21 protein-coding genes and 1 tRNA gene are annotated in these 21,680 nt (G+C 43.4%); 16 read left to right on the plus strand and 6 right to left on the minus strand.

The window, feature by feature from the left end; genetic code table 11:
• Nucleotides 1-76: 76 nt before the first annotated feature.
• Together dusB and NI467_RS02280 are read left to right on the plus strand one after the other, a co-directional pair.
• The gene (gene dusB / locus NI467_RS02275; RefSeq protein WP_253150675.1) at nt 77-1,102 is read left to right on the plus strand and encodes a tRNA dihydrouridine synthase DusB; all 1,026 of its coding nucleotides are present in this window, start codon (nt 77-79) and stop codon (nt 1,100-1,102) included.
• 247 nt (nt 1,103-1,349) lie between these two features.
• Nucleotides 1,350-2,027 (plus strand): hypothetical protein, encoded by a 678-nt coding sequence (locus NI467_RS02280; protein WP_151207729.1) that lies wholly within the window; start codon nt 1,350-1,352, stop codon nt 2,025-2,027.
• 68 nt (nt 2,028-2,095) lie between these two features.
• On the opposite strand, the gene NI467_RS02285 is transcribed toward NI467_RS02280, so the two are convergent.
• A complete protein-coding gene (locus NI467_RS02285) occupies nt 2,096-3,142 on the minus strand; it encodes a nitronate monooxygenase family protein (protein ID WP_253150677.1) in 1,047 nt (348 codons plus the stop codon).
• Between the two features lie 294 nt (nt 3,143-3,436).
• Here NI467_RS02285 and NI467_RS02290 point away from each other — a divergent pair, with 294 nt between their 5' ends.
• The gene (locus NI467_RS02290) at nt 3,437-3,955 is read left to right on the plus strand and encodes a hypothetical protein (protein WP_253150679.1); all 519 of its coding nucleotides are present in this window, start codon (nt 3,437-3,439) and stop codon (nt 3,953-3,955) included.
• A gap of 44 nt (nt 3,956-3,999) precedes the next feature.
• Here NI467_RS02290 and NI467_RS02295 read toward each other — a convergent pair whose 3' ends face one another.
• The 4 genes from NI467_RS02295 to metK form a co-directional block, all read right to left on the minus strand.
• Nucleotides 4,000-5,211 (minus strand): YeeE/YedE family protein, encoded by a 1,212-nt coding sequence (locus tag NI467_RS02295; protein ID WP_253150735.1) that lies wholly within the window; start codon nt 5,209-5,211, stop codon nt 4,000-4,002.
• Between the two features lie 129 nt (nt 5,212-5,340).
• Nucleotides 5,341-6,042, minus strand: a complete 702-nt coding sequence (locus tag NI467_RS02300) for a VIT family protein (protein ID WP_151203169.1) — start codon at nt 6,040-6,042, stop codon at nt 5,341-5,343.
• 119 nt (nt 6,043-6,161) lie between these two features.
• Nucleotides 6,162-6,506, minus strand: coding sequence for a hypothetical protein (locus NI467_RS02305; protein ID WP_253150681.1), 345 nt, complete (start codon nt 6,504-6,506; stop codon nt 6,162-6,164).
• A 328-nt stretch (nt 6,507-6,834) separates the two neighbouring features.
• A complete protein-coding gene (gene metK / locus NI467_RS02310; protein WP_151203167.1) occupies nt 6,835-8,001 on the minus strand; it encodes a methionine adenosyltransferase in 1,167 nt (388 codons plus the stop codon).
• A 463-nt stretch (nt 8,002-8,464) separates the two neighbouring features.
• On the opposite strand from metK, the gene NI467_RS02315 reads away from it, so the two are divergent.
• From NI467_RS02315 to NI467_RS02330, 4 genes are all read left to right on the plus strand, one after another.
• The gene (locus tag NI467_RS02315) at nt 8,465-8,848 is read left to right on the plus strand and encodes a pilin (protein WP_253150682.1); all 384 of its coding nucleotides are present in this window, start codon (nt 8,465-8,467) and stop codon (nt 8,846-8,848) included.
• Nucleotides 8,849-9,322: 474 nt separating this feature from the next.
• The gene (gene tkt, locus NI467_RS02320; RefSeq protein ID WP_253150684.1) at nt 9,323-11,311 is read left to right on the plus strand and encodes a transketolase; all 1,989 of its coding nucleotides are present in this window, start codon (nt 9,323-9,325) and stop codon (nt 11,309-11,311) included.
• 244 nt (nt 11,312-11,555) lie between these two features.
• The gene (locus NI467_RS02325; protein WP_253150736.1) at nt 11,556-11,978 is read left to right on the plus strand and encodes a GNAT family N-acetyltransferase; all 423 of its coding nucleotides are present in this window, start codon (nt 11,556-11,558) and stop codon (nt 11,976-11,978) included.
• A gap of 127 nt (nt 11,979-12,105) precedes the next feature.
• Entirely contained in the window at nt 12,106-12,699 is a 594-nt protein-coding gene (locus NI467_RS02330; protein ID WP_253150686.1) for a YceI family protein, read from the plus strand.
• 691 nt (nt 12,700-13,390) lie between these two features.
• Here NI467_RS02330 and NI467_RS02335 read toward each other — a convergent pair.
• Complete coding sequence (locus NI467_RS02335; RefSeq protein ID WP_253150688.1) at nt 13,391-14,125, minus strand: glutamine amidotransferase; 735 nt, start codon at nt 14,123-14,125, stop codon at nt 13,391-13,393.
• 223 nt (nt 14,126-14,348) lie between these two features.
• Here NI467_RS02335 and yfcF point away from each other — a divergent pair, with 223 nt between their 5' ends.
• The 9 genes from yfcF (at nt 14,349) to lptB (ending at nt 21,602) form a co-directional block, all read left to right on the plus strand.
• Nucleotides 14,349-14,987 carry a glutathione transferase gene (yfcF, locus tag NI467_RS02340; protein WP_253150690.1) on the plus strand — a complete coding sequence of 213 codons (639 nt, stop codon included), beginning with the start codon at nt 14,349-14,351 and terminating at the stop codon, nt 14,985-14,987.
• Nucleotides 14,988-15,249: 262 nt separating this feature from the next.
• On the plus strand, nt 15,250-16,185 hold the full coding sequence (locus NI467_RS02345) for a cation diffusion facilitator family transporter (protein WP_253150692.1): 936 nt from the start codon (nt 15,250-15,252) through the stop codon (nt 16,183-16,185).
• 191 nt (nt 16,186-16,376) lie between these two features.
• Complete coding sequence (cysS, locus tag NI467_RS02350) at nt 16,377-17,798, plus strand: cysteine--tRNA ligase (protein WP_253150693.1); 1,422 nt, start codon at nt 16,377-16,379, stop codon at nt 17,796-17,798.
• A gap of 65 nt (nt 17,799-17,863) precedes the next feature.
• A tRNA-Gly gene (locus tag NI467_RS02355) sits at nt 17,864-17,939 on the plus strand.
• 252 nt (nt 17,940-18,191) lie between these two features.
• A complete protein-coding gene (locus NI467_RS02360; RefSeq protein ID WP_151207750.1) occupies nt 18,192-19,184 on the plus strand; it encodes a KpsF/GutQ family sugar-phosphate isomerase in 993 nt (330 codons plus the stop codon).
• Nucleotides 19,185-19,187: 3 nt separating this feature from the next.
• On the plus strand, nt 19,188-19,727 hold the full coding sequence (locus tag NI467_RS02365; protein ID WP_151203158.1) for an HAD family hydrolase: 540 nt from the start codon (nt 19,188-19,190) through the stop codon (nt 19,725-19,727).
• A 33-nt stretch (nt 19,728-19,760) separates the two neighbouring features.
• Nucleotides 19,761-20,309 carry an LPS export ABC transporter periplasmic protein LptC gene (gene lptC, locus NI467_RS02370; protein WP_151203157.1) on the plus strand — a complete coding sequence of 183 codons (549 nt, stop codon included), beginning with the start codon at nt 19,761-19,763 and terminating at the stop codon, nt 20,307-20,309.
• The gene (gene lptA / locus NI467_RS02375; protein WP_151203156.1) at nt 20,293-20,859 is read left to right on the plus strand and encodes a lipopolysaccharide transport periplasmic protein LptA; all 567 of its coding nucleotides are present in this window, start codon (nt 20,293-20,295) and stop codon (nt 20,857-20,859) included. The genes lptC and lptA overlap by 17 nt, the downstream gene beginning before the upstream one ends.
• The gene (gene lptB / locus NI467_RS02380; protein WP_151203155.1) at nt 20,859-21,602 is read left to right on the plus strand and encodes an LPS export ABC transporter ATP-binding protein; all 744 of its coding nucleotides are present in this window, start codon (nt 20,859-20,861) and stop codon (nt 21,600-21,602) included. Before lptA ends, lptB begins: the two co-directional genes overlap by 1 nt.
• Nucleotides 21,603-21,680 lie beyond the last annotated feature (78 nt).

Here is a 21,680-nt window from a genome sequence, read left to right on the forward strand (position 1 = left end):
CCGTAAATCAATTGAAAAGATGAGTGAACAAAGCAGATGCAGTATACTATGCTCATCAAAAAAGTGATGATTTTATATGTATATTGGTCCATATCAACTGTCAAATAATTTGATTGTTGCCCCGATGGCGGGCGTAACTGACCGTCCCTTCAGGACTTTATGCAAGTACTTTGGTGCAGGCCATGCCGTCAGTGAAATGATGACCTCGGATAAAACCCTGCGCATGAGTAAAAAGAGTTTGTATCGTGCAAATTTTGATGGTGAGCTGGCACCCATTTCAGCACAGATTGCAGGTTCAGACCCGCAGGATCTGGCAGAAGCTGCCCGTTATCAGGTTGCCAATGGGGCGCAAATAGTTGATATTAATATGGGTTGTCCAGCCAAAAAAGTCTGCAATAAACTGGCAGGCTCTGCCTTGCTGCAAGATGAAGATCTGGTAGCCCGAATTCTGGACACTGTGGTCGCAGCCGTAGATGTGCCTGTGACGCTCAAAACCCGTCTGGGTTTTCTCAATGGCCAGGAAAATATTCTACGTGTCGCCAAGCGTGCTGAAGAAGCAGGTATTGCAGCATTGGCCTTGCATGGCCGTACCCGGGAAGATATGTACCTGAATACGGCACGGTATTCGCTTATTAAAAATGTGAAAGAAATATTGACTATTCCTGTGATTGCCAATGGTGATATCGACAGTCCTGAAAAAGCCAAATATGTGCTCGACTATACGGGTGCCGATGCCATTATGATCGGCCGGGCTGCTCAAGGCAGACCCTGGATTTTTCGTGAAATTGGTCATTATCTGAAAACCGGAGAATATCTGGCTACGCCAAGCATTCATGAAGTTAAACAGGTTTTGCTTGGGCACCTGTCTGAACTTTATGAATTTTATGGTGAATACTCCGGTTGCCGTATTTCGCGTAAACATATTGCCTGGTACACCAACGGGCTGCATTCGAGCAATGAATTCCGGCAAAGTATGTATCAGGTGGAGAACACTGCTGATCAATATAAAGTAGTGGAAGATTATTTTAATCATTTACTTGAATATGGTCAGATCATGAGTGATGTGCAGATCGATCAAGTCAACCTGCTGGAAACCAAATAAATCAGCTCCATCGCTAATGAATTAAGGAAAGGTGCTGTAGTGAAAACAGTACCTTTTTTATCTTGAGTCGGACCTTTTAAGTGTTCCCGTTACATTCTATTCTGACTTAAACATAGCTGCATATTATATTCACCTAAACTGGACAGGACTTGGACACTGTTTACGTGAACCTTCTCTAAGATAGGTCTCTAGCATGGCAAGATGTAGTTTCAGTCTTGTTCATTCTCATGATCAAGGGAGATTCATAATGACTAATACTAATCGTCCAGTGACAGAATTCAGCCATAAAACTTCAACAGAATTACCAGAAGAACGCAGTGAAGCCTTAGATATTGATGCTACAGATGCAAGCGCACGTCCAGATTTAAATACACCTCCTAAAGAGAGTCATCGTGTTCCAGACATGAATGAAGGTGAAGATCATCTGGTGGCTACTGGTGCCGGTACTTTAGGCGGAGCTGCTGTAGGTGCCGCATTTGGTGCTGTGGGTGGTCCTCCTGGTGCAGTCGTTGGCGGTATAGTAGGGGGTATAGTGGGCGGTATTGCAGGTAATGATATCGCAACACCCGATCATCCAAATCAGGCAGATAATTACCAGCATCCCGAAAATTTGCGAGAGGCGGATAACTATCAGCAGCCAAGTGATCTAATTCAGGAAGATAACTACTGGAGAGATGAGTACCATAATCGCCCCTATTATAGTGAAACCCGTAATATGTATAGCGACTTGGACTATGACCGTGATTATCGAGGTGCCTATCAGGTCGGTTATGAGAACCGTTCACGCTATGATCGCCAGACTGAATTTTCTCATGCTGAACCGGAACTGCGTACGAAGTGGGAACAGGTCAAAGGCAATACCCGTTTAAACTGGGAAGAAGCCAAGTTCGCAGTTAAGGATGCCTGGGATCGTATGACGCGTTAAATAGCAGGTGAACATTCTGTAAATAAAAAAGCCTCTTTTTATAAGAGGCTTTTTTAAACTCTGACTTGTTATGAACTATGTCTCATTTCCAGAACTAGCTGATTCACCAGATCTGAAGCTTCTATTTCACGGATCTGTGCCACATTTGAACCTGCCCAGAAAGCCCCATAACCGTGATCGCCATGTTTGGCAGCCGCTGCGTATAGCTGCTTGGCCAGATCATAGGTATAAGGATAGGCCGGCACATCCAGGCGCTCAGGAGTATCTACTTCAATATGCCAGTGGTTGATAATTCCGCGAGCAGGACGACCAGAAATGCTGGCACTTACCTGAGTAAGCGGCTTAGACAATAAAGCTCTGCGATAAGCATCACTGGCATTCGAGGACTTGCATTGTACAAAGGCAGTGCCAAGCTGAACGGCTTCTGCACCCAGTTCCATCATTTGGCGTGCCTGCTGGCCATCCATAATACCGCCCGCTGCAACAACAGGCAGAGAAAAGTGCTGTTTGATCAGTTTGACTAAATTAGAGGTTTTGACAGAGGCATCAAATTTTGTGCAAAAAATTCCACGATGTCCTCCCGCTTCAATGCCTTGAGCAATAATAATATCAATTCCTGCAGCTTCAATTGCTTTGGCTTCGGCAAAGTTGGTTGCCGATACCATAGTTACAATCCCAGCTTCTTTTAAGGCTTGAATCTGGTGTGGATGCGGAATCCCGAAATGAAAACTCACTGCAGTGGGCTTGGTGTCCAGAACCAAATTCAGAAAATCATCATTGTCTTTAAAGCTGGGATAGATACATTTGAGCTGGGTAGGAGCATTGGCGCCGTATTCTGCAAATTTATCTTTAAACTGCGCAATCCATGCTTGGGCGATGCTGTCATCAAGTTCTTCAGTGTCATGGCAGAAAAAATTGACCTGAAAAGGGCAATCTGTCAGCTCTTGAGTCTTTAAAATCTGTGCACGAGCAGACTCAACACTGCTGGCTCCGAGACCCAGTGAACCCAAGCCTCCCTGGTTAGACACTTCAGCAGCAAGTTCAGGTGTTGAAACCCCAGCCATAGGTGCTAAAAAAATAGGATGTCGTATTCCCAGTTTCTCTAATAAAGACATAGATTTGCTCCTTGTTATTTTTATTACTTTGCCTCTGGCAACAGAATTAAGCAAATAATATTGGTTATTTTATTATGAAATATAAGCTCTTTAGTAACAGGCTGATTACATTCTGCTCAGCATGAAGGCTTATGAAAAAGAGAGTCTATTTCCAAGTGCAATAAACAAAGTAGTTATCATCAACTTTTACCCAAGTGTGGCCTAATTGGTGGCGAGATGAGTGAGAAAAATACTTTAAACCTAATAGGGGTCTGCCATAATAGGCTTATCTAGCATGAAACTGAGAAGGTCATTATGAAGGCAAGGCTAATGTCATTGGCCCTTGTGGTGGGATTAACCGCTTGTACGGCAGAGCAGCAACCTGAAGATAGGGTTAGTCCGGTGCAATATCAGGTGAAAACTGCTGCAGAGCTGCAACAACGCTTTAATACGCTCAATGCCCAGCTGGCGCAGGATTTCCAGCAGTTTAAAAAAGTAGAAAGCATAGCTTTTTCTCACCAGCTTCCACTGGATATCAATAATCTGCAAACCTTGAATCAGCATCCGGTGAGCCGGACAGCATTGAAATCCAGCAAGCTGGCTTATTGCGATATGATGAATGCTTACTTTGCCGAAATGTATCGTTTGGGCCACTATAATCTGGATCTGGTCCATGCTATTCAATTGCCGAATGCCAAAGAGGAAGATCTGAAAAAGAACTTCTCTGATTCTGATCAGTTCTATAGTTTTATTCTGGATCGTTATACCACCTATCGTCAGGTTCAGCAGACCATGAATTATGGTTGTAATTTAAAAGCAGCTTTATCAGTTTAGGCGCTGAATACAAAAGCCCATCTTTAGTAGATGGGCTTTATGGTTTAGCAGCCTGTTAATTTTTCAGTTTTCGGCTTTTCACCGGGGAAGAAAATCGGACGGAATTTAACACCAATGATATTGCCCAGAAAGGCAAAGACCAGCCATAACCAGCCATGGATACTGCCAGAGGCGATCCCACTAAAATAAGCACCGATATTGCAACCATAAGCCAAACGCGCACCATAACCCAGAAGTAATCCACCGAGCACAGCAGCCAGCAGGGAGCGGCGTGGGATCTTAAAATTCGGCGCAAACTTACCTGCCAGACTAGCTGCCAGCAAGGCACCCAGCATAATGCCAAAGTTCATCATCGAGGTAATATCAAACCAGAGCGATTGAGCCAAAGCTTTGGCATTGCCCGGTTGCTGCCAGTAATCCCAGGCACTAACCTCCATCCCTGCAAGACTGGCGACTTTTGCTGCCCAAACAGCAAGAGCAGAGGTAACTCCCCATGGACGACCTGCCAAAGCAAGCGTGGCAAAGTTGAGCAGGGTTAAAATAATACCCCCCCATATTAAAGGCCAAGGCCCGCGCAGAAAACGTTTCCAGCCTTGATATTCGCTGACAGGTTCCGCTTCCAGACTGCCATGGCGTTTCTTTTCAAAATACACCGTTGCAGCAGCAATCAGGCCGAAAATGATAAAGCTTAAAACAAGTGCCGGGATCACCCCAAAATTTTCTACCACGGAAATCGGTGCCAAATGAGGCAGGTTAAACCACCAGTCCAGATGTGAAGTGGCAATCAGTGAGCCTGTGCAGAAGAAAAATAGCGTAACCAGCATACGGGCACTGCCACTACCGACAGTATAGAGTGTACCTGAAGCACAACCGCCGCCGAGCTGCATGCCAATACCGAAAATAAATGCACCAATCATCACGGACATCGAGATTGGATTAATATTACCTTTAACCGGATTACCAAACAGTTCACCAGCTCCCAATGCAGGGAAAAACAAGAGAACTGCCAAGCCCAGCATAATCATTTGTGCACGCAGGCCGCGACCACGGCGCTCTTTAATAAAGACGCGCCAGCTTGAAGTAAAACCAAAGGAGGCATGATACAGGGTCATTCCCAGGGCGCCGCCGATGAGAAAAAGCAAAGCCTGGTTAAGACCGACAACTTGATAGGCACCAATCGTACCGACAATAAGCAAGATAAAAGCCACCCAGACCGAAAGATTCGATCGCTGGGAGGATGCAGCAATAACTGACATGGGAGATAAAGCTTTAGAGATTAAACCGCTATATTCTACGCGACTTCTCCCCTCAACTGAGATCAGTTCAGTCATTTAAAGAGCAATTGCTCAGTCTTATAATTGATATGATTTATTGGGTTAGCTGATTTATATCGTGTTGAGATTAAACAGCGAACCGATCCAACTGGAAAACAACATCGCTGCTACTCCCCACAGGAGTACCCTTAAGCTGCCTTTCAACATGGATGTGCCAGAAAAGTAACTGGCAAGTGCGCCTAATAAAGCTAGAGAAAACAGGCCTACAAACCCCACCACAGACTCAACCCACTGTGCCGGGCTGAGCAAAATCGAGAAGGTGGGGAGTAAGGCACCCAGAGAGAAAGCCAGTGCCGATGATGCGGCTGCCTGTATAGGTCTGGCTGTCGTATGTTCCATAATCCCGATTTCATCACGTGCATGGGCTTGCAAGGCATTATGTTGAGTCAGCTGCAATGCAACCTCCCGGGCAAGTTCGGGTGTTAAGCCACGTTGAATATAAATCTGGCTAAGTTCTCCAAGCTCTGCTGCCGGATTTTTAAGTAATTCACGATGTTCCATATGCAAGTCGGCTGTTTCAATATCTTGTTGGGATTTAACAGAAATATACTCTCCAGCCGCCATGGAGGAAGCACCTGAAATCAGTCCCGCAATGCAGGTAATCAGAAGTGTCTGCGTAGACGCACCGCTAGCTGCCATTCCCATAATCAGACTGGTGACTGAAATAATCCCGTCATTTGCACCCAATACGCTCGCTCTTAACCAGCCCGTGCGGCTAATATAATGTTTCTCATGATGCTGGGAATGAATCATAGGTATAAGCTCTAACTAGTCGGAACTTGGATGCAATGCATTGTTTTTCAAAAAATTCAATAAAAAATCACGATAAAAAAAGCCTGCATTTTGCAGGCTTTTTAACATAATAACTGATCTTAGTTTTCAGCTTTTTCACGCACATTACCTGCGCCTTCTTCAACTGTAGCAGCAGTCGCAGCAGTCGCATTTTTAGCTGCTTCAGCCGTAGCATCTGCGGCACGAGATGCAGCAGCTGCTGCCTCATCAGCTGCCTGTGCTGTATTTTCGGCAGCATTATCCATGGCTCTTTCAGTTTCTACAGCAGCTTCATGACTTGCATCTTCCATATCATGACCAGCTTGGGTCGCTGCATTTTCCAGATGTTCACCTGTGGTCGCACCTGTTTCAGGGGCGTCTTGTTTCGCACAGCCTACAAGAGATACAGTTGCCACCAGACCTAAAGCAATAAGTAACTTATTCATCAAATAATATCCTTTGTTGTTGTATGAATGACATTCAGTTTAACGACTGTTGGTAGGGTTTTGTGCTACAGAAAAGATCATAATTTGTTGAGAAAATGTAACTTTTATAAAGGCTTATAACGTTTTTTACTGCATTTTTAGTTAATCAAGGATTTTGAGCGGCCTGTTTTTAAATATTCAGTGGAGTGAAAATAAAGCAGAAGAAAAATAGGCACAATAGGTTGAATGATGACGCATAGGGGAGTGCTACATCTACCCACTCTGTATGAAATATAAAATCAGCAATAAAAAAAGCCCGTAATTATACGGGCTTTTCGGGTCTGGAGAATTAAAGACCGGCAGAGGCTTTCAATGCTTCGACCTTGTCGGTTTTTTCCCAGGTAAATGCAGTATCAGAACCTTCACGGCCGAAGTGACCATAAGCAGCAGTCTGCTTATACATCGGCTGAATCAGGTTTAACATATGAGTAATGCCATATGGGCGTAAGTCAAAGTGCTCACGTACCAGCGCAATAATCAATTCTTCTGACACTTTGGCAGTGTTAAAGGTATTGATAGAAATCGAAGTTGGCTCCGCAACACCAATTGCATAAGACACCTGGATTTCACATTTATCTGCAAGACCGGCAGCTACAATATTTTTAGCAACATAACGGCCGGCATAAGCTGCAGAACGGTCAACTTTGGATGGATCTTTACCCGAGAAAGCACCACCACCATGACGCGCCATACCACCATAAGTATCTACAATGATTTTACGGCCAGTTAAACCGCAGTCACCCACAGGACCACCGATTACAAACATGCCGGTCGGGTTGATATGGAACTTGGTATCCGCATGGAACATATCAGCTGGAATGATTTTTTTTACGATTTCTTCAATTACAGCTTCTTTTAAGTTCGATTGTGTAATTTCTGGATCGTGCTGGGTAGACAGTACCACTGCATCCAGACGTACAGGTACGCCATTTTCATAGGCAAACGTTACCTGGCTTTTTGCATCCGGGCGTAACCATGGCAGCGCACCACTACGACGCAATTCTGCCTGTTTTTCCATTAGACGATGTGCGTAAGAAATTGGCGCTGGCATTAACACATCAGTTTCACGGCTGGCATAACCAAACATGAGGCCCTGGTCGCCGGCACCTTGATCTTCCGGTTTCTGGCGGTCTACACCCTGAGCAATTTCAGGAGACTGTTTACCAATCATGTTAATGACTGCACACGTTGAGCCATCAAAACCCAGATCAGAGTGGTGATAACCAATACCGTTTACGGTATGGCGTACAACTGCTTCAAAATCGATATTGGCAGTTGTTGTGATTTCACCAGCAAGTATCACCGCACCCGTTTTTACAAGCGTTTCACAAGCAACCCGTGCATATGGGTCTTCTTTTAAGATTGCATCCAAAATAGCGTCACTGATTTGGTCAGCCATTTTATCTGGATGGCCTTCGCTTACAGATTCCGAAGTAAATACAGCGTACTCGCGCATAGTCCTATCACAGTTAATTTTAAAGACCCGGTATGTTACATCGACTTGCGTTTTAGAACTAGCATAAGACGACAAAATTGTCTAAAAATGTTTCAAATTATTGTGTTTTTATTTGATTATTGGAATTAAAAAAACTGATATGGCAGTTTGATTTGCTCTCCTTCAGCAATCCAGTATAAAAAATACTGACTCTATTCAGCAGAATAATAAAATTAACTGGTGATATTTTTGAATAAATTTTAAAAACAGGCAGTCCAGAAAAATAATCACCTTCATACCGGATAAATACTAAGAAAGTGATTGTTATATTAATAAAAAATCAGCGCCTTTATCACGTTCGATAAGCTGTCTTGTGGCAGGGTTAGTTTATTCTGCATATTAGCTCCAATTCTTCACTAGTCGCCAGTCGGGATAGCCAACCTTTTTATATGACTTGTTTAGGATGCTATGGGGAGAGCAAGAGATGTACCAAAAGGCTTTTAGTTTGATTGAAATGATGATGGTGCTCACGATGGTTACTATTCTGACCACTGTAGCCGTGATGAGCTATCAGGGCTATATTGTTCGGGCCCAGTTGGCCGAAGTATTTCAGCTGTCAGGTGCTTATCGAACCCAGTTTATTGCCTCAAATGAGCATTGTGATGCGGGGCGCCAGATTGGAAATGGAAGCCGGTATATTGAAAAAGTTGTGATTAATGCTGCTTGCCGGATTGAATTTCAATTGCGTCAGGAGGGAATCAATGCTGCCATTCGCGGAAAATCGATTGCTTTTGAGGTCTATAGTGGCAACTGCTTTTCCAGCAATATCAGTCAACGCTATTTACCTAAAGATTGTATTGGGCAATAAATATCTGGCTTGGGCCAAAGTTCACTTTAGCGATATTTACGTCAAGACTTATATATGTACGTACTGAATTATAAAAACTAGATAAGGGGTGTTTAAAATCTACCTTAGATTGACATTTTAAATCTAAAAAATAGCACAAAAACAGCACATGCCTTACTCTGGTTAAAATCAGATATTTTGCTGAACAAAAAGATCATTTTTTCTTAAAAGCTCTCTCTATGAGACAGATTTAAAATATATGGAAGTGATTTGAAAATTTTATTTTTGATCGGTTGTCAGGATTTGATGGTCTGGAATGAAAGGCTTTTCTCTAAAAAGTGCAGAATATTCACCCGATAAAAAAATACAAGATCAATAAATTGATAAATATTGTAGGGGAGTCTTTACCCCTCGCTGTTTTTTTAAGACAATAGAACACAGTTTTGAAAGTCTTTTCATCATTTCCTATTTCTGAATTATTTTGGACTCTGATTTATGACAACCCCGCTTAATGAACGTCGTATTGCAAACGCAATTCGTGTATTGGCAATGGATGCTGTGCAAAAAGCAAACTCAGGACATCCAGGTGCTCCAATGGGGATGGCAGACATCGCTGATGTGGTCTGGCGCGAATTCCTGAACCATAACCCAGCTAACCCGAATTGGGCTAACCGTGACCGTTTTGTATTGTCGAATGGTCATGGTTCTATGCTTCAATACGCACTTCTTCATTTAACGGGCTATGATCTTTCAATTGAAGATCTGAAAGCATTCCGTCAGCTTCATTCGAAAACTCCGGGTCACCCTGAGCTGGGCTATGCGCCCGGGATTGAAACGACCACTGGTCCATTGGGTCAAGGTATTGCCAATGCTGTTGGTTTTGCGCTGGCAGAAAAAACCTTAGCAGCACAATTCAACAAAGACGACATCAAGGTTGTCGATCACTACACTTACTGCTTCCTGGGCGATGGCTGCTTAATGGAAGGCGTTTCACATGAAGTCTGTTCATTGGCAGGTACTTTGGGTCTGGGTAAGCTGATTGCTTACTATGATGACAATGGCATCTCGATTGATGGCGAAGTAGAAGGCTGGTTCTCTGACGATACAGAACAGCGCTTCCTGGCTTATGGCTGGCAAGTACTAAAAGTTGATGGTCACAATGCAGATGCGATCCGTCAGGCAACTGTTGAAGCAAAAGCAGAAGCGAACAAACCAACTATTATTATCTGTAAAACCGTGATTGGTTTGGGTTCACCAAACAAGCAAGGTAAAGAAGACAGTCATGGTGCACCACTCGGTCATGACGAAATCGTGTTGACTCGTGAAGCGCTAGGCTGGACTGACGAAGCATTTGTGATTCCTGAAGATGTGTATGCAGCTTGGGATGCGAAAGCCAAAGGTGCTGAATCAGAAGCAGCCTGGAATGAAACTTTTGCCGCTTATGCAGCAAAATACCCAACTGAAGCCGCTGAACTTAAACGTCGTTTATCTGGTGAATTACCAGCTGACTTCGTCGCTAAAGCAGATGCCTATATTGCAGATGTAAATGCCAAAGCCGAAACCATTGCAACACGTAAAGCCAGTCAAAATACCCTGCAAGCGCTGGTCCCTTCTTTACCGGAGGTTCTGGGTGGTTCTGCTGACCTTGCAGGCTCTAACCTGACTTTATGGAAGGGTGCACAAGGTGTACAGGACAATCCGGCAGGTAACTACGTACACTATGGCGTACGTGAGTTCGGTATGACTGCGATTGCCAATGGTGTGGCACTGCATGGGGGTTTCATTCCTTATGTAGCTACTTTCCTGATGTTTATGGAATATGCGCGTAATGCGGTGCGTATGTCTGCACTGATGAAACAGCGTGTGATCCATGTCTATACGCATGACTCAATCGGTCTGGGTGAAGATGGTCCTACGCATCAGCCAATCGAGCAAATTGCGTCTTTACGTGGTACACCAAACCTGAATACATGGCGTCCATGTGACACGGTTGAAGCAGCGATTTCCTGGAAATCTGCTTTGATGCGTGCTGAAGGTCCGACGGCGTTGATCTTCTCTCGTCAAAACCTGCCATTCCAGAACCGTACAGATGCTCAAATTGCTGACGTGGCAAAAGGCGGTTATGTACTGGCTGAAGAAAAAGGCGAGTTAAAAGCGATCATCATTGCAACAGGTTCTGAAGTAAGCCTGGCGATGGAAGCTTGTGCTCAGCTAGAAGGTGTGCGTGTCGTCTCTATGCCATGTGCAGAAGAATTCATGAAGCAGGAAGCGGCTTATCGCGAAGCAGTCTTGCCGACCCATATCCGTGCACGTATTGCAGTTGAAGCGGCGCATGTAGATTACTGGTGGAAATTTGTAGGTCTTGATGGTCGCGTAATTGGCATGACCACATATGGTGAATCTGCACCTGCAAAAGATTTATTCCAGTACTTTGGTATCACCACTGAAGCTGTGGTTGCGGCGGTAAAAGAAATCACTGCTTAATCTTTAAGTAGGCTGTAGAAAAACGCTCCGGATTCGGGGCGTTTTTTGTTGATCAACAAAAATATAGTTCAACTTGTTTTATAGAGGTGCTGATTCGAATCCTCAGAGATGGTCATCAATATTCTTTTAAAAGAACGGTGTTTATTATGGTATAAACTTAAACACTAAGAATATTCCATTATTTTTTAATAATATAGAAACCTACAGGGCTGTTTTAAGCGTGACAGAAATTACAATTAAAGACATGATGAAAATTCCACAACAAGAGTGGCTTGTATTGTGGAAAGGCTATCAAAAGTTTTATCAAACCGAAATATCAGAAGAGGTGAGTTCTAACACCTGGTCAAAACTGACCAGCCCTGAACAGGACAATATGTACGGTTTTGCTGCACTCATTGATCAAAAAGTCGTAGGGTTGGTGCATGTGGTTGAGCATGAAAGTAGCTGGACCATGCGGCCTTATGCTTATTTGCAAGACCTATTTACTCATCCGGATTATCGGGGACAGGGGGTGGCGCGCAAACTGATTGAGCATGTATATCAGGTGGCACAGCAGCGTAATTGTGATCGGGTCTATTGGCTAACGCAGGAAAGTAATCGTCAGGCACAAGTCCTGTATGACAAAGTGGCCAAAAAAACCGGATTTATCCAATATCGTATGGCCTAAATGCCTAGCTTTACATGAGAATTTACAATTTCATTGTTTCATGGTTGCAACAAAACGTTTTATCTTTAGGGATGTAATCATTTTAATATTCTATAAACTGAAGCTTATTCAGATGAGAGATAACCACATGAATTTGAAAACATTAACTTTAGGGTTGGCTGTTGCATCCATTGCAACTTTTAGTTTTGCAAAACCATTGACCTATACGATTGACCCGACACATACAGCGACAGTATTTAGCTGGAGCCATTTTGGTTTCTCTACACCATCAGCCAACTTCTCTGATATTCAGGGTAAGATCGTGGTTGATAATGCGAAGCCAGAAAAGTCATCGGTCAATGTTACCATTCCAGTGTCGAGTATTAATACCAACGTAAAAGCACTGGATGAGCATATACTGAAGGCTGATTTCTTTGATGCGGCTAAATACCCAAACATTACATTTAAAAGTACCAAAGTAGAAACGAAGGACAAAAAGAACTTCAAGATTACCGGTGATTTAACCATTAAGGGAATTACCAAGCCAGTGGTACTGGATGCAGTATTGAATAAACAGGCTGAACACCCAATGGCTAAAGTGCCTGCAATTGGTTTTAATGCGACGACTTCTTTTGATCGTTCAGCATTTGGTGTAGGGGCTTATACACCTAATGTCGGTGATAAAGTGACGGTACAGATTACCACTGAAGCAAGCATTCCTGCTCAGCCAGCTAAAAAATAAGTTTGTAGTCACAAACTTATCAAAAAGCACTCTTCTGGAGTGCTTTTTTTGTTGCTGAATCAGGCAGCTGTAGTTAATAAAAACTCTCCCTTTCTATCAATCTATTGAACAGATTTTTGATCATAAAGATTCATTTTTAGTATCGAAAAAATAATGGCTACAGTTATAAACCAGAATAAGTTCTCTACAAAGATCTGAACCAAAAGAGAAGATTGTTCGGCTAAGCTGCTGGAGGACGAATTGCCCAAGAAAAATACTGTTGAAGTCAATCAGGGCTTTGGGGGTGCCATCATATTGGTGTAAAAGCCTTGAAGTCACAGTTTCAAGTATGAAGGTTGATGGTAGGAGGATTGCAATCTTGCTTTCTGGTCTGGGAAGGGAAGCTTTAAACTTGACCTCAACATCAGACTGCCCAGATAAAACAGATAGAGAATCCGCCAAAGATTATTAAAACCTGTTATAACCAGACAATTTTATAAAATGGAAAATGGGCCACTGAGCGCCCAGACTGACCACTGGAATACTCAGTAAAATACCTAAGGCTGAACATAAAGTCTGTTGTCTAGACTACCGGATGGCACTTGGTGTCACAGAGAAAGCTTTGGCCCTAGTGATCAGGGCGAAAAATGAATCATAGCAATCCCAAATCATGTGCCCATAAAATTTCTACAGGTAAGAGTCAGGTCTTGGTCTAAAATGCCGCTGGCCTGGAGGCCATATTTAATTGCGCCAGAAATTTGCTTAATACAGTGTGTGAAGTTGCTTCAAGTGTAGGAGCAAACTGTAGACTGGCAGTTCGTAATTCAGGAATATTAATCTTTGCCTGACGCAACTCAGAGCTATGGCCAATCAGCCATTTTTCCAGACTGTCACTGGCCACTTCAGCATGAAATTGTAGCGCCAGGATATTTGAACCCACACGAAAGGCTTGATTTGGGTAATGTTTGGAGCTAGCCAGCAATATTGCCTGTTCAGGTAAATCAAAGCTGTCACCATGCCAGTGCAGTACATTAATATTTTCTAAATCTTCTAAGGGGTTGTTTTCAATACAGGAAAGGTTGAGTTGAGACCAGCCGATTTCTTTATACGGTCCTGCATAGACTCGAGCACCGAGTGCATGAGCAATCAATTGAGCACCTAGACAGATACCTAAAGTAGGGAGATTCTTTTTCAAACGAACTTTAAGTAAGTCTATTTCCTGATGTAAGAAAGGATAGTCTTCTGTGTCATAAACCCCAATCGGGCCACCTAAAATAACAGTCAGACCTGAGTGCTCATACGCTTGACGCAAGTCATCTACACCGGCTTCAAAATAGCGTACCCGTAGTCCCAATTGATAAAAGACATCCTCCCAGGCACCTAAATCCTCAAAAGCCAGATGTTGAATTACATATACAGTATCGGGTAAATGGTCCAGGTTCAGCATAATGGTGAGATTGAAAAAGGAAATATTGATTTAACGTCATTTTGCATAAAAATAGAAGTCTTTTTAACTCAAAGGCTGGGTGTGCTAGAAAGAGCTTCTGTGCTCAAGCTAGCCTGAGGTTAAACATGAAAACAGCTTGGTATCATGGTACCGCCGTATTTTCCTTTTTAGCCGGAAAAGCGGTAGAGTAACGATAATAGAGAAAAAGAGTTCAAGAAGAAAAATGCCAAACATCTGCCTTTATATTGATAAAAAACGTATCAGCCCTTATGCCATGTCAGTGTATGTAGCTTTGACAGAAAAAGGACTTCATTTTCAGGAAAAAATGATTGATCTGGATCAGCAGGAACAACACTCTCTGGCTTATTGCAGAATTTGTCCAACTGGCAAAATTCCCTGTTTGGTGGTTAATGATTTTCATTTATTTGAATCTTTGGCCATTACGGAGTATTTGGAAAACACCTTTCCATTCCCGGAGTATCCCGCACTTTATCCTGATGAAACTAAAGCCAGAGCAAAGTGCCGCGCAGTTCAGGCCTTGGTAAAAACTGACTTTATCTCAATCCGGCAGGCAATGCCTTCAGATTCAATTTTTGTGCCACCTCAAGTACCTGCCATTTTTTCAGCCGAGGCCATGCAGGATATTCAGCGTTTATTGGCAGTCACAGACACTGTATTAGGAGAGGAACTTTGGTTAACTGAACACTGGTCCATTGCCGACTTTGATCTGGCCTTTATGCTACACCGCTTACTTAGTCATCAGGTTGAACTGCCTGAAAAAATTCAGGCGTATATCCAACGTAATTTCCAGCGTAGTTCGGTTCAGTCCTGGATTCAGGAAAATGCAAAGTTAGGTGCCTAAGCTATTTTTTATTGAGGCTGGGTTATGCAGATAGCTATGGCTGTTATAGGCAGACTATAAAAATTGGGTGGAGATTTAAGTGACCGAGGATAGACATTCCTGATGGGAGTTTTATCCCAATTATGTGATCTGTGTATTTTTAGATGAACCAGACTATACAAAAAAGAGTTTAAATATCAGTAGTTCCAACGTAGTATTGAAAATAAGCAGCGAAAAAACAGCTTAAAATCAAAGGTAATATTAAAAATAGAAGGAGCATTGTATGGGAGGCTCACATCAACATGATCACAGTCATGTAGAAGTCAGTGCTAAAAATGCTAAAAAACTGTCCTTGGCATTGCTTCTGACCACGACCTTTTTGATTGTAGAGGTCATAGCAGGTTTCATGACCCAAAGTCTGGCATTGCTCTCTGATGCTGCCCATATGTTTACTGATGCAGCCGCACTGGCCATTGCATTGGCGGCGATTAAAATTGGCCAAAAACCGGCAGATGATAAACGTACATTTGGTTATCAGCGATTTGAAATTCTGGCTGCTCTGTTTAATGCGCTCATGCTTTTTGTGGTGGCGATTTATATCCTGTTTGAAGCCTATCAGCGTTTTAGTCATCCTCCTGAAATTCAAACTGTGGGCATGTTGGCCGTTGCGGTACTTGGTCTGATCATCAATCTGATTTCAATGAGGATTCTGGTTTCTAGTAGTCAGGAAAGCTTAAATGTTAAAGGGGCTTATCTGGAAGTGCTAAGTGATGCGATAGGCTCAGTCGGCGTCATTATCGGGGCCATCATGATCTATTTTAGCGGATGGATGTGGATTGATACGCTGATTGCCGTCCTGATTGGTTTTTGGGTGATGCCACGCACCTGGGTTTTGCTGAAACAAAGTATCAATATCCTGCTGGAAGGTGTGCCAGATGAAATTGATATTGAAAAGCTGCGTAATGATCTGTTGTCACTGGAAGGCGTGAAAGAGATTCACCAGTTAAAAGTCTGGGCCATTACTTCTAAGAAAGTCATGTTAACGGTTCATCTGGTTGCGCCAGAGGTTGATTATAAAAAACTACATCAGCAGGCATTTGAGATGTTGAAGCATGCGCATCATATTACCGAAATGACCCTGCAAATTGAAGATGAGCATTGTCTACCAGAACAGCATCAACATGAGCCACACAAAGGGCAGGAAAACCATTCACATTGATCAGTGGATGGTTATTGCAAAGCCATTATTTTATTCACTTTCATTTAGCAACTAGAAAGACGGGGGGTGAGGCTCTAATTTCATATAGAAATTGTTTTCAAGGAAGCTATAAAAATGATTCTTAAAACTTTATGAAAAATAATGCTTAGGTTAAGATGAGTGATCATTTGTAAACGTACTTTAGAAGACCTATGCAACCATTTGTTCTATATAACTCAGAGCAACGTAAAAAAGTTGAATTTGTTCCACGCAAAGCAGGGCATATCGACATGTATGTGTGTGGTATGACAGTTTATGATTACTGTCATATTGGACATGCTCGGGTCATGGTTGCATTCGATTATATTATTCGTTTCCTGCGTAGTCAGGGCTGGAACGTAAAATATGTACGTAACATCACCGATATTGATGACAAGATTATTAAGCGTGCTAATGAAAATGGCGAAAGCATCACGGCACTGACAGATCGCTTTATTCAAGCCATGAATGAAGATGCAGCCAACTTGGGGTGCTTGGAGCCAGATGAGGCGCCTCGTGCTACGGAATACATCGACCAGATGCAAAGCATGATTGGCAATCTGGTTCAAAAGGGAACCGCCTATCCGGCAGCAAATGGTGATGTATATTTTCAGGTAGAAAAGTTTGAAAAGTATGGCCGTCTTTCGGGGCGTAAACTGGACGACATGCAGGCAGGTGCTTCGGAACGTGTAGATGTCGAGGTTGAAAAAAAACATCCTTTTGACTTTGTGCTCTGGAAACATGCCAAGGAAAATGAGCCGGCCTGGGCTTCTCCATGGGGCAATGGCCGTCCGGGCTGGCATATTGAATGCTCTGCCATGTCGACCTGCTGCCTGGGTAACCACTTTGATATTCATGGCGGTGGTTCGGACCTGATGTTCCCGCATCATGAAAATGAAATTGCGCAATCAGAAGCCTCCACAGGTGAACAGTATGTGAACTACTGGATGCATGTGGGCTTTATCAATGTTGATGGCGAAAAAATGTCGAAGTCGCTGGGTAACTTCTTTACCATTCGTGATGTTATGGAAAAGTTTCATCCGGAAGTGATTCGCTATTTCATTGTGTCTTCACACTACCGTAGTCCAGTGAACTTCTCTGATGTGGCACTGAAGGAAGCTAAAACTGCGTTGTCACGCTTCTATCATTCATTTAAGGCGTATCAGGCTGTTTATGGTGACAAGCGAGTAGACAACTTGGATGAAACCTTGGTGGAGCGCTTCAATGCCGCCATGCGTGATGACTTTAATACGGCAGAGGCAATTGCAGTCCTGTTTGAAATCAATAAAGAACTAAATCGCGCGGTTAAAGAGGACAAGGCTGAACAGGCTGCTATTCTGTATGCTACTTTAAGCCACCTAACCAATATTCTGGGGCTGGTACAGCACAATGTCGATGAGTTTTTAAAATCTGATATTGGGCAGGATGCTTTGGGGCTAACTGAAGAACAGATCGAAGATCTGATTCAGCAGCGCCAAGACGCTAAAAAAGACAAAAACTTTGCCCGTGCCGATGAAATTCGTCAGTCCTTACTGGATCAAGGAGTGGTTTTGGAAGATACCCGTCAGGGAACAGTATGGCGTCGTGCTGATTAATTCGACACTTGATTGCATGGAGAGTTGACAGTTGTAAGAAACTCTCTATAATCCATTTCCATATTGCGGGAATAGCTCAGTTGGTAGAGCACAACCTTGCCAAGGTTGGGGTCGCGAGTTCGAGTCTCGTTTCCCGCTCCAGAATTTTAAAAACCCTGATCGAAAGATTAGGGTTTTTTATTGCTTGCTAAAAAACTATAAAAAACCGATCAGGAAAAGAGAACTGTATAGCTCTAGATTTGGGGCGAATGAAGAATTTAAAGACATTCTGTTTAAGTTTTATTAAAAGCACACTATTTTCAAAACTGCGATTCACATAGATATGATAAAATTGCGAAAATTATTCGTATCTCACGAAAGTTTTTCTCTGTCCTTAGTGTAGGTAAACAGGCTTTGAATCAAGAAAAAACAGCGAACTTATTCGATTTCCAGAAGGTTGCACTTGAAACATTACGTATTGAAGAAAATGCGTTACAGATTTTAGCTACGCAGATTGATGGCCGTTTTAGTCGGGCATGTGAAATTATCCTGCGATGCAAAGGGCGTCTGGTCATCACTGGGATGGGGAAATCCGGTCATATTGGCCGTAAAATGGCAGCCACCTTTGCTTCCACAGGTACGCCGTCTTTTTTCATGCATCCGGGTGAAGCGGGGCATGGTGACTTAGGAATGCTGGTCGAAGGAGATGTGCTGATTGCCATTTCTAATTCAGGCAAAAGTGATGAAATCATGATGCTGATGCCTTTGATCAAGCACCTTGGTGTACCTTTAATTACCATTAGTGGTGATGATCGCGGCCCGATGCCACAAAATGCTGATGTTGCCCTGACTTTGGGCGATATTCAGGAAGCTTGTCCACTGGGCCTGGCACCGACATCTTCAACGACTGCCACTTTGGCACTGGGGGATGCTCTGGCAGTGGCCTTGCTGGATGCTCGCGGGTTCACCTCAGATGACTTTGCACGATCACATCCTGCAGGTGCGCTTGGTAAGCGCTTGCTGCTGCATGTAAAGCATTTGATGCATACGGGGGAAGATTTGCCGAAGGTCGCACCTGATACCCCGATGAATAAAGTGCTTTATGAAATTTCTGATAAGCGTTTAGGTTTGACCACAATTGTGGATGAGCAGGAGCGTTTGCTCGGAATTTTTACCGATGGTGACTTGCGACGCCTGATTGATAAACAGCAAGGTTTTGATGTTAATCTTCTGGTGCAGGACGTGATGATTCAAAATCCATGGACGATTTCTCAGGAAGCACGTGCAGTCGAAGCCTTGGAACGTATGAACGAGCGTAAAATAAACCAATTTGTAGTGGTGGATGAGACCAATAAGGTGATTGGTGTGATCAGTATGCATGACCTGATTCAGGCTGGGGTAAATTAATCGATGGCATCTTATGTATTACTAGAGCAGGCACGTCATATTAAGGCATTGGTGCTAGATGTAGATGGTATTTTAAGCGACGGTTTTGTCACGTTGACCAATACAGGCGATGAAATCAAATCTTTTGATATTCGCGATGGCTTGGGGATGAAACTGGTTCAGCAGGCTGGCATCAAAGTGATTATCATCACTGGACGTAAAAGTAATATCGTTGAAAAGCGTATGTCAGATCTGGGAGTCGATCTGGTCTATCAGGGTCGTGAAGACAAAGGCCTGGCTTTGAGTGAGGCTTGTGCACAACTGGAGATTGCGGTAGAAGATTGCCTGTATATGGGGGATGACTGGCCAGACCTGTCTGCATTTGCCATTGCTGGCATGAAGGTGACAGTACCGAATGGTCATGTGGAAGTTCGCCGTCGTGCCGATCTGGTGACTCAGGCCATGGGCGGGCGCGGCGCAGTGCGTGAAATTTGCGATATGCTGCTGACCTCTAAAGGCGTATACCAAGAGTTACTTGAAAAATATATGCGTGCACCTTATTAATAATTCATACGATTTGGATTAAGTACACCGCTTATGGATACTAGATTTTTATACCTTACGGCTGTCATTATTGCCGCAATAAGTGGTGGTTATTACTATTACAGTGGAAAAGGCAACAAGCTGCAGACAGATTCTGCCCGCAGCATGACTTATTCTGCCAAGGATATTAACTTAACCCAAACTGATGGAAATGGCATGCTGTCAGTTCGTGCACAAGTCGATGAGCTGGAGCAAAACCTACAGCAACGAAGTTCGCATCTGAAAAATCTGCTAGCTTCCACCTATAAAGATGGCAAAGTAGAGGCCACTTTTATTGCCAAGGTGGGAAATGGTTATGATGATAATACAAAAGTGGTACTTTCAGATGGCGTGATCGCGACCAAAATCCTGAACAATGGAAGAATCCGCTTTCGTACGGATGAGCTGACAGGTTTTCCGAAAACACGTGAAATTGAAACCGACAAAACCGTTCTGGTGGATTCTCCCCAAGCCGAGTTTGTGAGTCAGGGGCTTAAAGCCGATCTTAATGATGGTCAATACGAGTTCTTTAATATTCGAGGAAAGTATGAACCAAATTCGTAGAGTTAAAATAATGAGCACTTTCCTGAAGCGCATGGCGCTCGTGACGATAGCCGGATGCTGTTCGGTGACGGCTTTCGCTTTGCCATCTGACCGTAATCAGGCAATTACCCTGCTGGCAGACCGTGCAACCTTTAATGAGCGTACAGGGGTAACCACTTATTCCGGGAATGTCATTATCGAGCAGGGCACTATGAGGTTGCAGGCCAACTCAATTGTGGCCAATCTGAACAGTAAAAAGCAGATCAGTGTTATTACTGCAACAGGTAGTCCGGCTCGGTTCCAGCAAAAAATAGACGCGGCGAAAGGTCTGGCGAAAGGGCAAGCACAAAAAATTGTTTATAATGCTGAAACCGGTATTATTACCCTGTCAGGCAATGCTTATCTGCAGCAGGATGGTGCCAGCATTCGCGGTAATATCCTTAAATACAGTATGAACAAAGGGGATATCGAGGCCATCGGTACACCGAACAAAACCGGTTCATCTTCAGGTCGTGTAGAGATTGTGATTCCGCCATCTGCGAGTCAGTCCTTCCCGGGAGCACGTGATTAATGGAGCAAGTGCAGCAGGTTCAGACTTTATGCATCAAGCATCTGGCAAAAAACTATAGCAAACGCTGGGTAGTTAAAGATGTTTCTTTCAGCATGGAGAGTGGTCAGATTGTAGGGCTTTTGGGTCCTAATGGTGCCGGAAAAACCACCAGTTTCTATATGGTAGTCGGGCTGGTGCGCATGGATAAAGGTGAAATTCATCTGGATGATCTGGATTTATCTGATCTGGCCATGCATGAACGTGCCCGTAAAGGCATTGGCTATTTGCCACAGGAAGCCTCTATTTTTAGAAAATTGACTATCGCTGAAAATATTATGGCAATTCTGGAAACCCGTAAGGATTTGAATAAGGAACAACGTCAGCAGCGCCTCAAGGAATTGCTGGCAGATTTTAAAATTACTCATATCAAAGATTCATTAGGGATGAGTGTTTCCGGTGGAGAACGCCGTCGTGCTGAAATCGCACGGGCATTGGCTGCTGATCCGAAATTTATGCTCTTGGATGAACCTTTTGCAGGGGTCGATCCAATCTCGGTCGGTGATATTAAAGACATTATCATGACCTTGAAAGAACGTGGAATTGGGGTGCTGATCACCGATCATAATGTACGTGAAACTCTGGCGATCTGTGAGCATGCTTATATTGTCAGTGAGGGTGCTGTCATTGCAGAGGGTACGCCGAATGAAATTCTGGCCAATGAGACGGTGAGAAAAGTTTATTTGGGTGATGATTTTACTGTTTAAGTCCGTTACTATTTTCTTTAAAATTCCCTCATTATCAGCTTAGAATGATGAGGGAATTTTTTTAAGCATTTATTTGAA

The organism is Acinetobacter sp. S4397-1, assembly GCF_024129285.1.
Taxonomy (GTDB): domain Bacteria; phylum Pseudomonadota; class Gammaproteobacteria; order Pseudomonadales; family Moraxellaceae; genus Acinetobacter; species Acinetobacter lwoffii_C.

What these genes read in the sequence shown, in the direction of transcription:
- dusB (WP_253150675.1), top strand. Translation starts at nt 77, where the DNA reads ATGTATATTGGTCCATATCAACTGTCAAATAATTTGATTGTTGCCCCG.
- NI467_RS02280 (WP_151207729.1), top strand. Translation starts at nt 1,350, where the DNA reads ATGACTAATACTAATCGTCCAGTGACAGAATTCAGCCATAAAACTTCA.
- NI467_RS02285 (WP_253150677.1), bottom strand. Translation starts at nt 3,142, where the DNA reads ATGTCTTTATTAGAGAAACTGGGAATACGACATCCTATTTTTTTAGCA.
- NI467_RS02290 (WP_253150679.1), top strand. Translation starts at nt 3,437, where the DNA reads ATGAAGGCAAGGCTAATGTCATTGGCCCTTGTGGTGGGATTAACCGCT.
- NI467_RS02295 (WP_253150735.1), bottom strand. Translation starts at nt 5,211, where the DNA reads ATGTCAGTTATTGCTGCATCCTCCCAGCGATCGAATCTTTCGGTCTGG.
- NI467_RS02300 (WP_151203169.1), bottom strand. Translation starts at nt 6,042, where the DNA reads ATGATTCATTCCCAGCATCATGAGAAACATTATATTAGCCGCACGGGC.
- NI467_RS02305 (WP_253150681.1), bottom strand. Translation starts at nt 6,506, where the DNA reads ATGAATAAGTTACTTATTGCTTTAGGTCTGGTGGCAACTGTATCTCTT.
- metK (WP_151203167.1), bottom strand. Translation starts at nt 8,001, where the DNA reads ATGCGCGAGTACGCTGTATTTACTTCGGAATCTGTAAGCGAAGGCCAT.
- NI467_RS02315 (WP_253150682.1), top strand. Translation starts at nt 8,465, where the DNA reads ATGTACCAAAAGGCTTTTAGTTTGATTGAAATGATGATGGTGCTCACG.
- tkt (WP_253150684.1), top strand. Translation starts at nt 9,323, where the DNA reads ATGACAACCCCGCTTAATGAACGTCGTATTGCAAACGCAATTCGTGTA.
- NI467_RS02325 (WP_253150736.1), top strand. Translation starts at nt 11,556, where the DNA reads ATGATGAAAATTCCACAACAAGAGTGGCTTGTATTGTGGAAAGGCTAT.
- NI467_RS02330 (WP_253150686.1), top strand. Translation starts at nt 12,106, where the DNA reads ATGAATTTGAAAACATTAACTTTAGGGTTGGCTGTTGCATCCATTGCA.
- NI467_RS02335 (WP_253150688.1), bottom strand. Translation starts at nt 14,125, where the DNA reads ATGCTGAACCTGGACCATTTACCCGATACTGTATATGTAATTCAACAT.
- yfcF (WP_253150690.1), top strand. Translation starts at nt 14,349, where the DNA reads ATGCCAAACATCTGCCTTTATATTGATAAAAAACGTATCAGCCCTTAT.
- NI467_RS02345 (WP_253150692.1), top strand. Translation starts at nt 15,250, where the DNA reads ATGGGAGGCTCACATCAACATGATCACAGTCATGTAGAAGTCAGTGCT.
- cysS (WP_253150693.1), top strand. Translation starts at nt 16,377, where the DNA reads ATGCAACCATTTGTTCTATATAACTCAGAGCAACGTAAAAAAGTTGAA.
- NI467_RS02365 (WP_151203158.1), top strand. Translation starts at nt 19,188, where the DNA reads ATGGCATCTTATGTATTACTAGAGCAGGCACGTCATATTAAGGCATTG.
- lptC (WP_151203157.1), top strand. Translation starts at nt 19,761, where the DNA reads ATGGATACTAGATTTTTATACCTTACGGCTGTCATTATTGCCGCAATA.
- lptA (WP_151203156.1), top strand. Translation starts at nt 20,293, where the DNA reads ATGAACCAAATTCGTAGAGTTAAAATAATGAGCACTTTCCTGAAGCGC.
- lptB (WP_151203155.1), top strand. Translation starts at nt 20,859, where the DNA reads ATGGAGCAAGTGCAGCAGGTTCAGACTTTATGCATCAAGCATCTGGCA.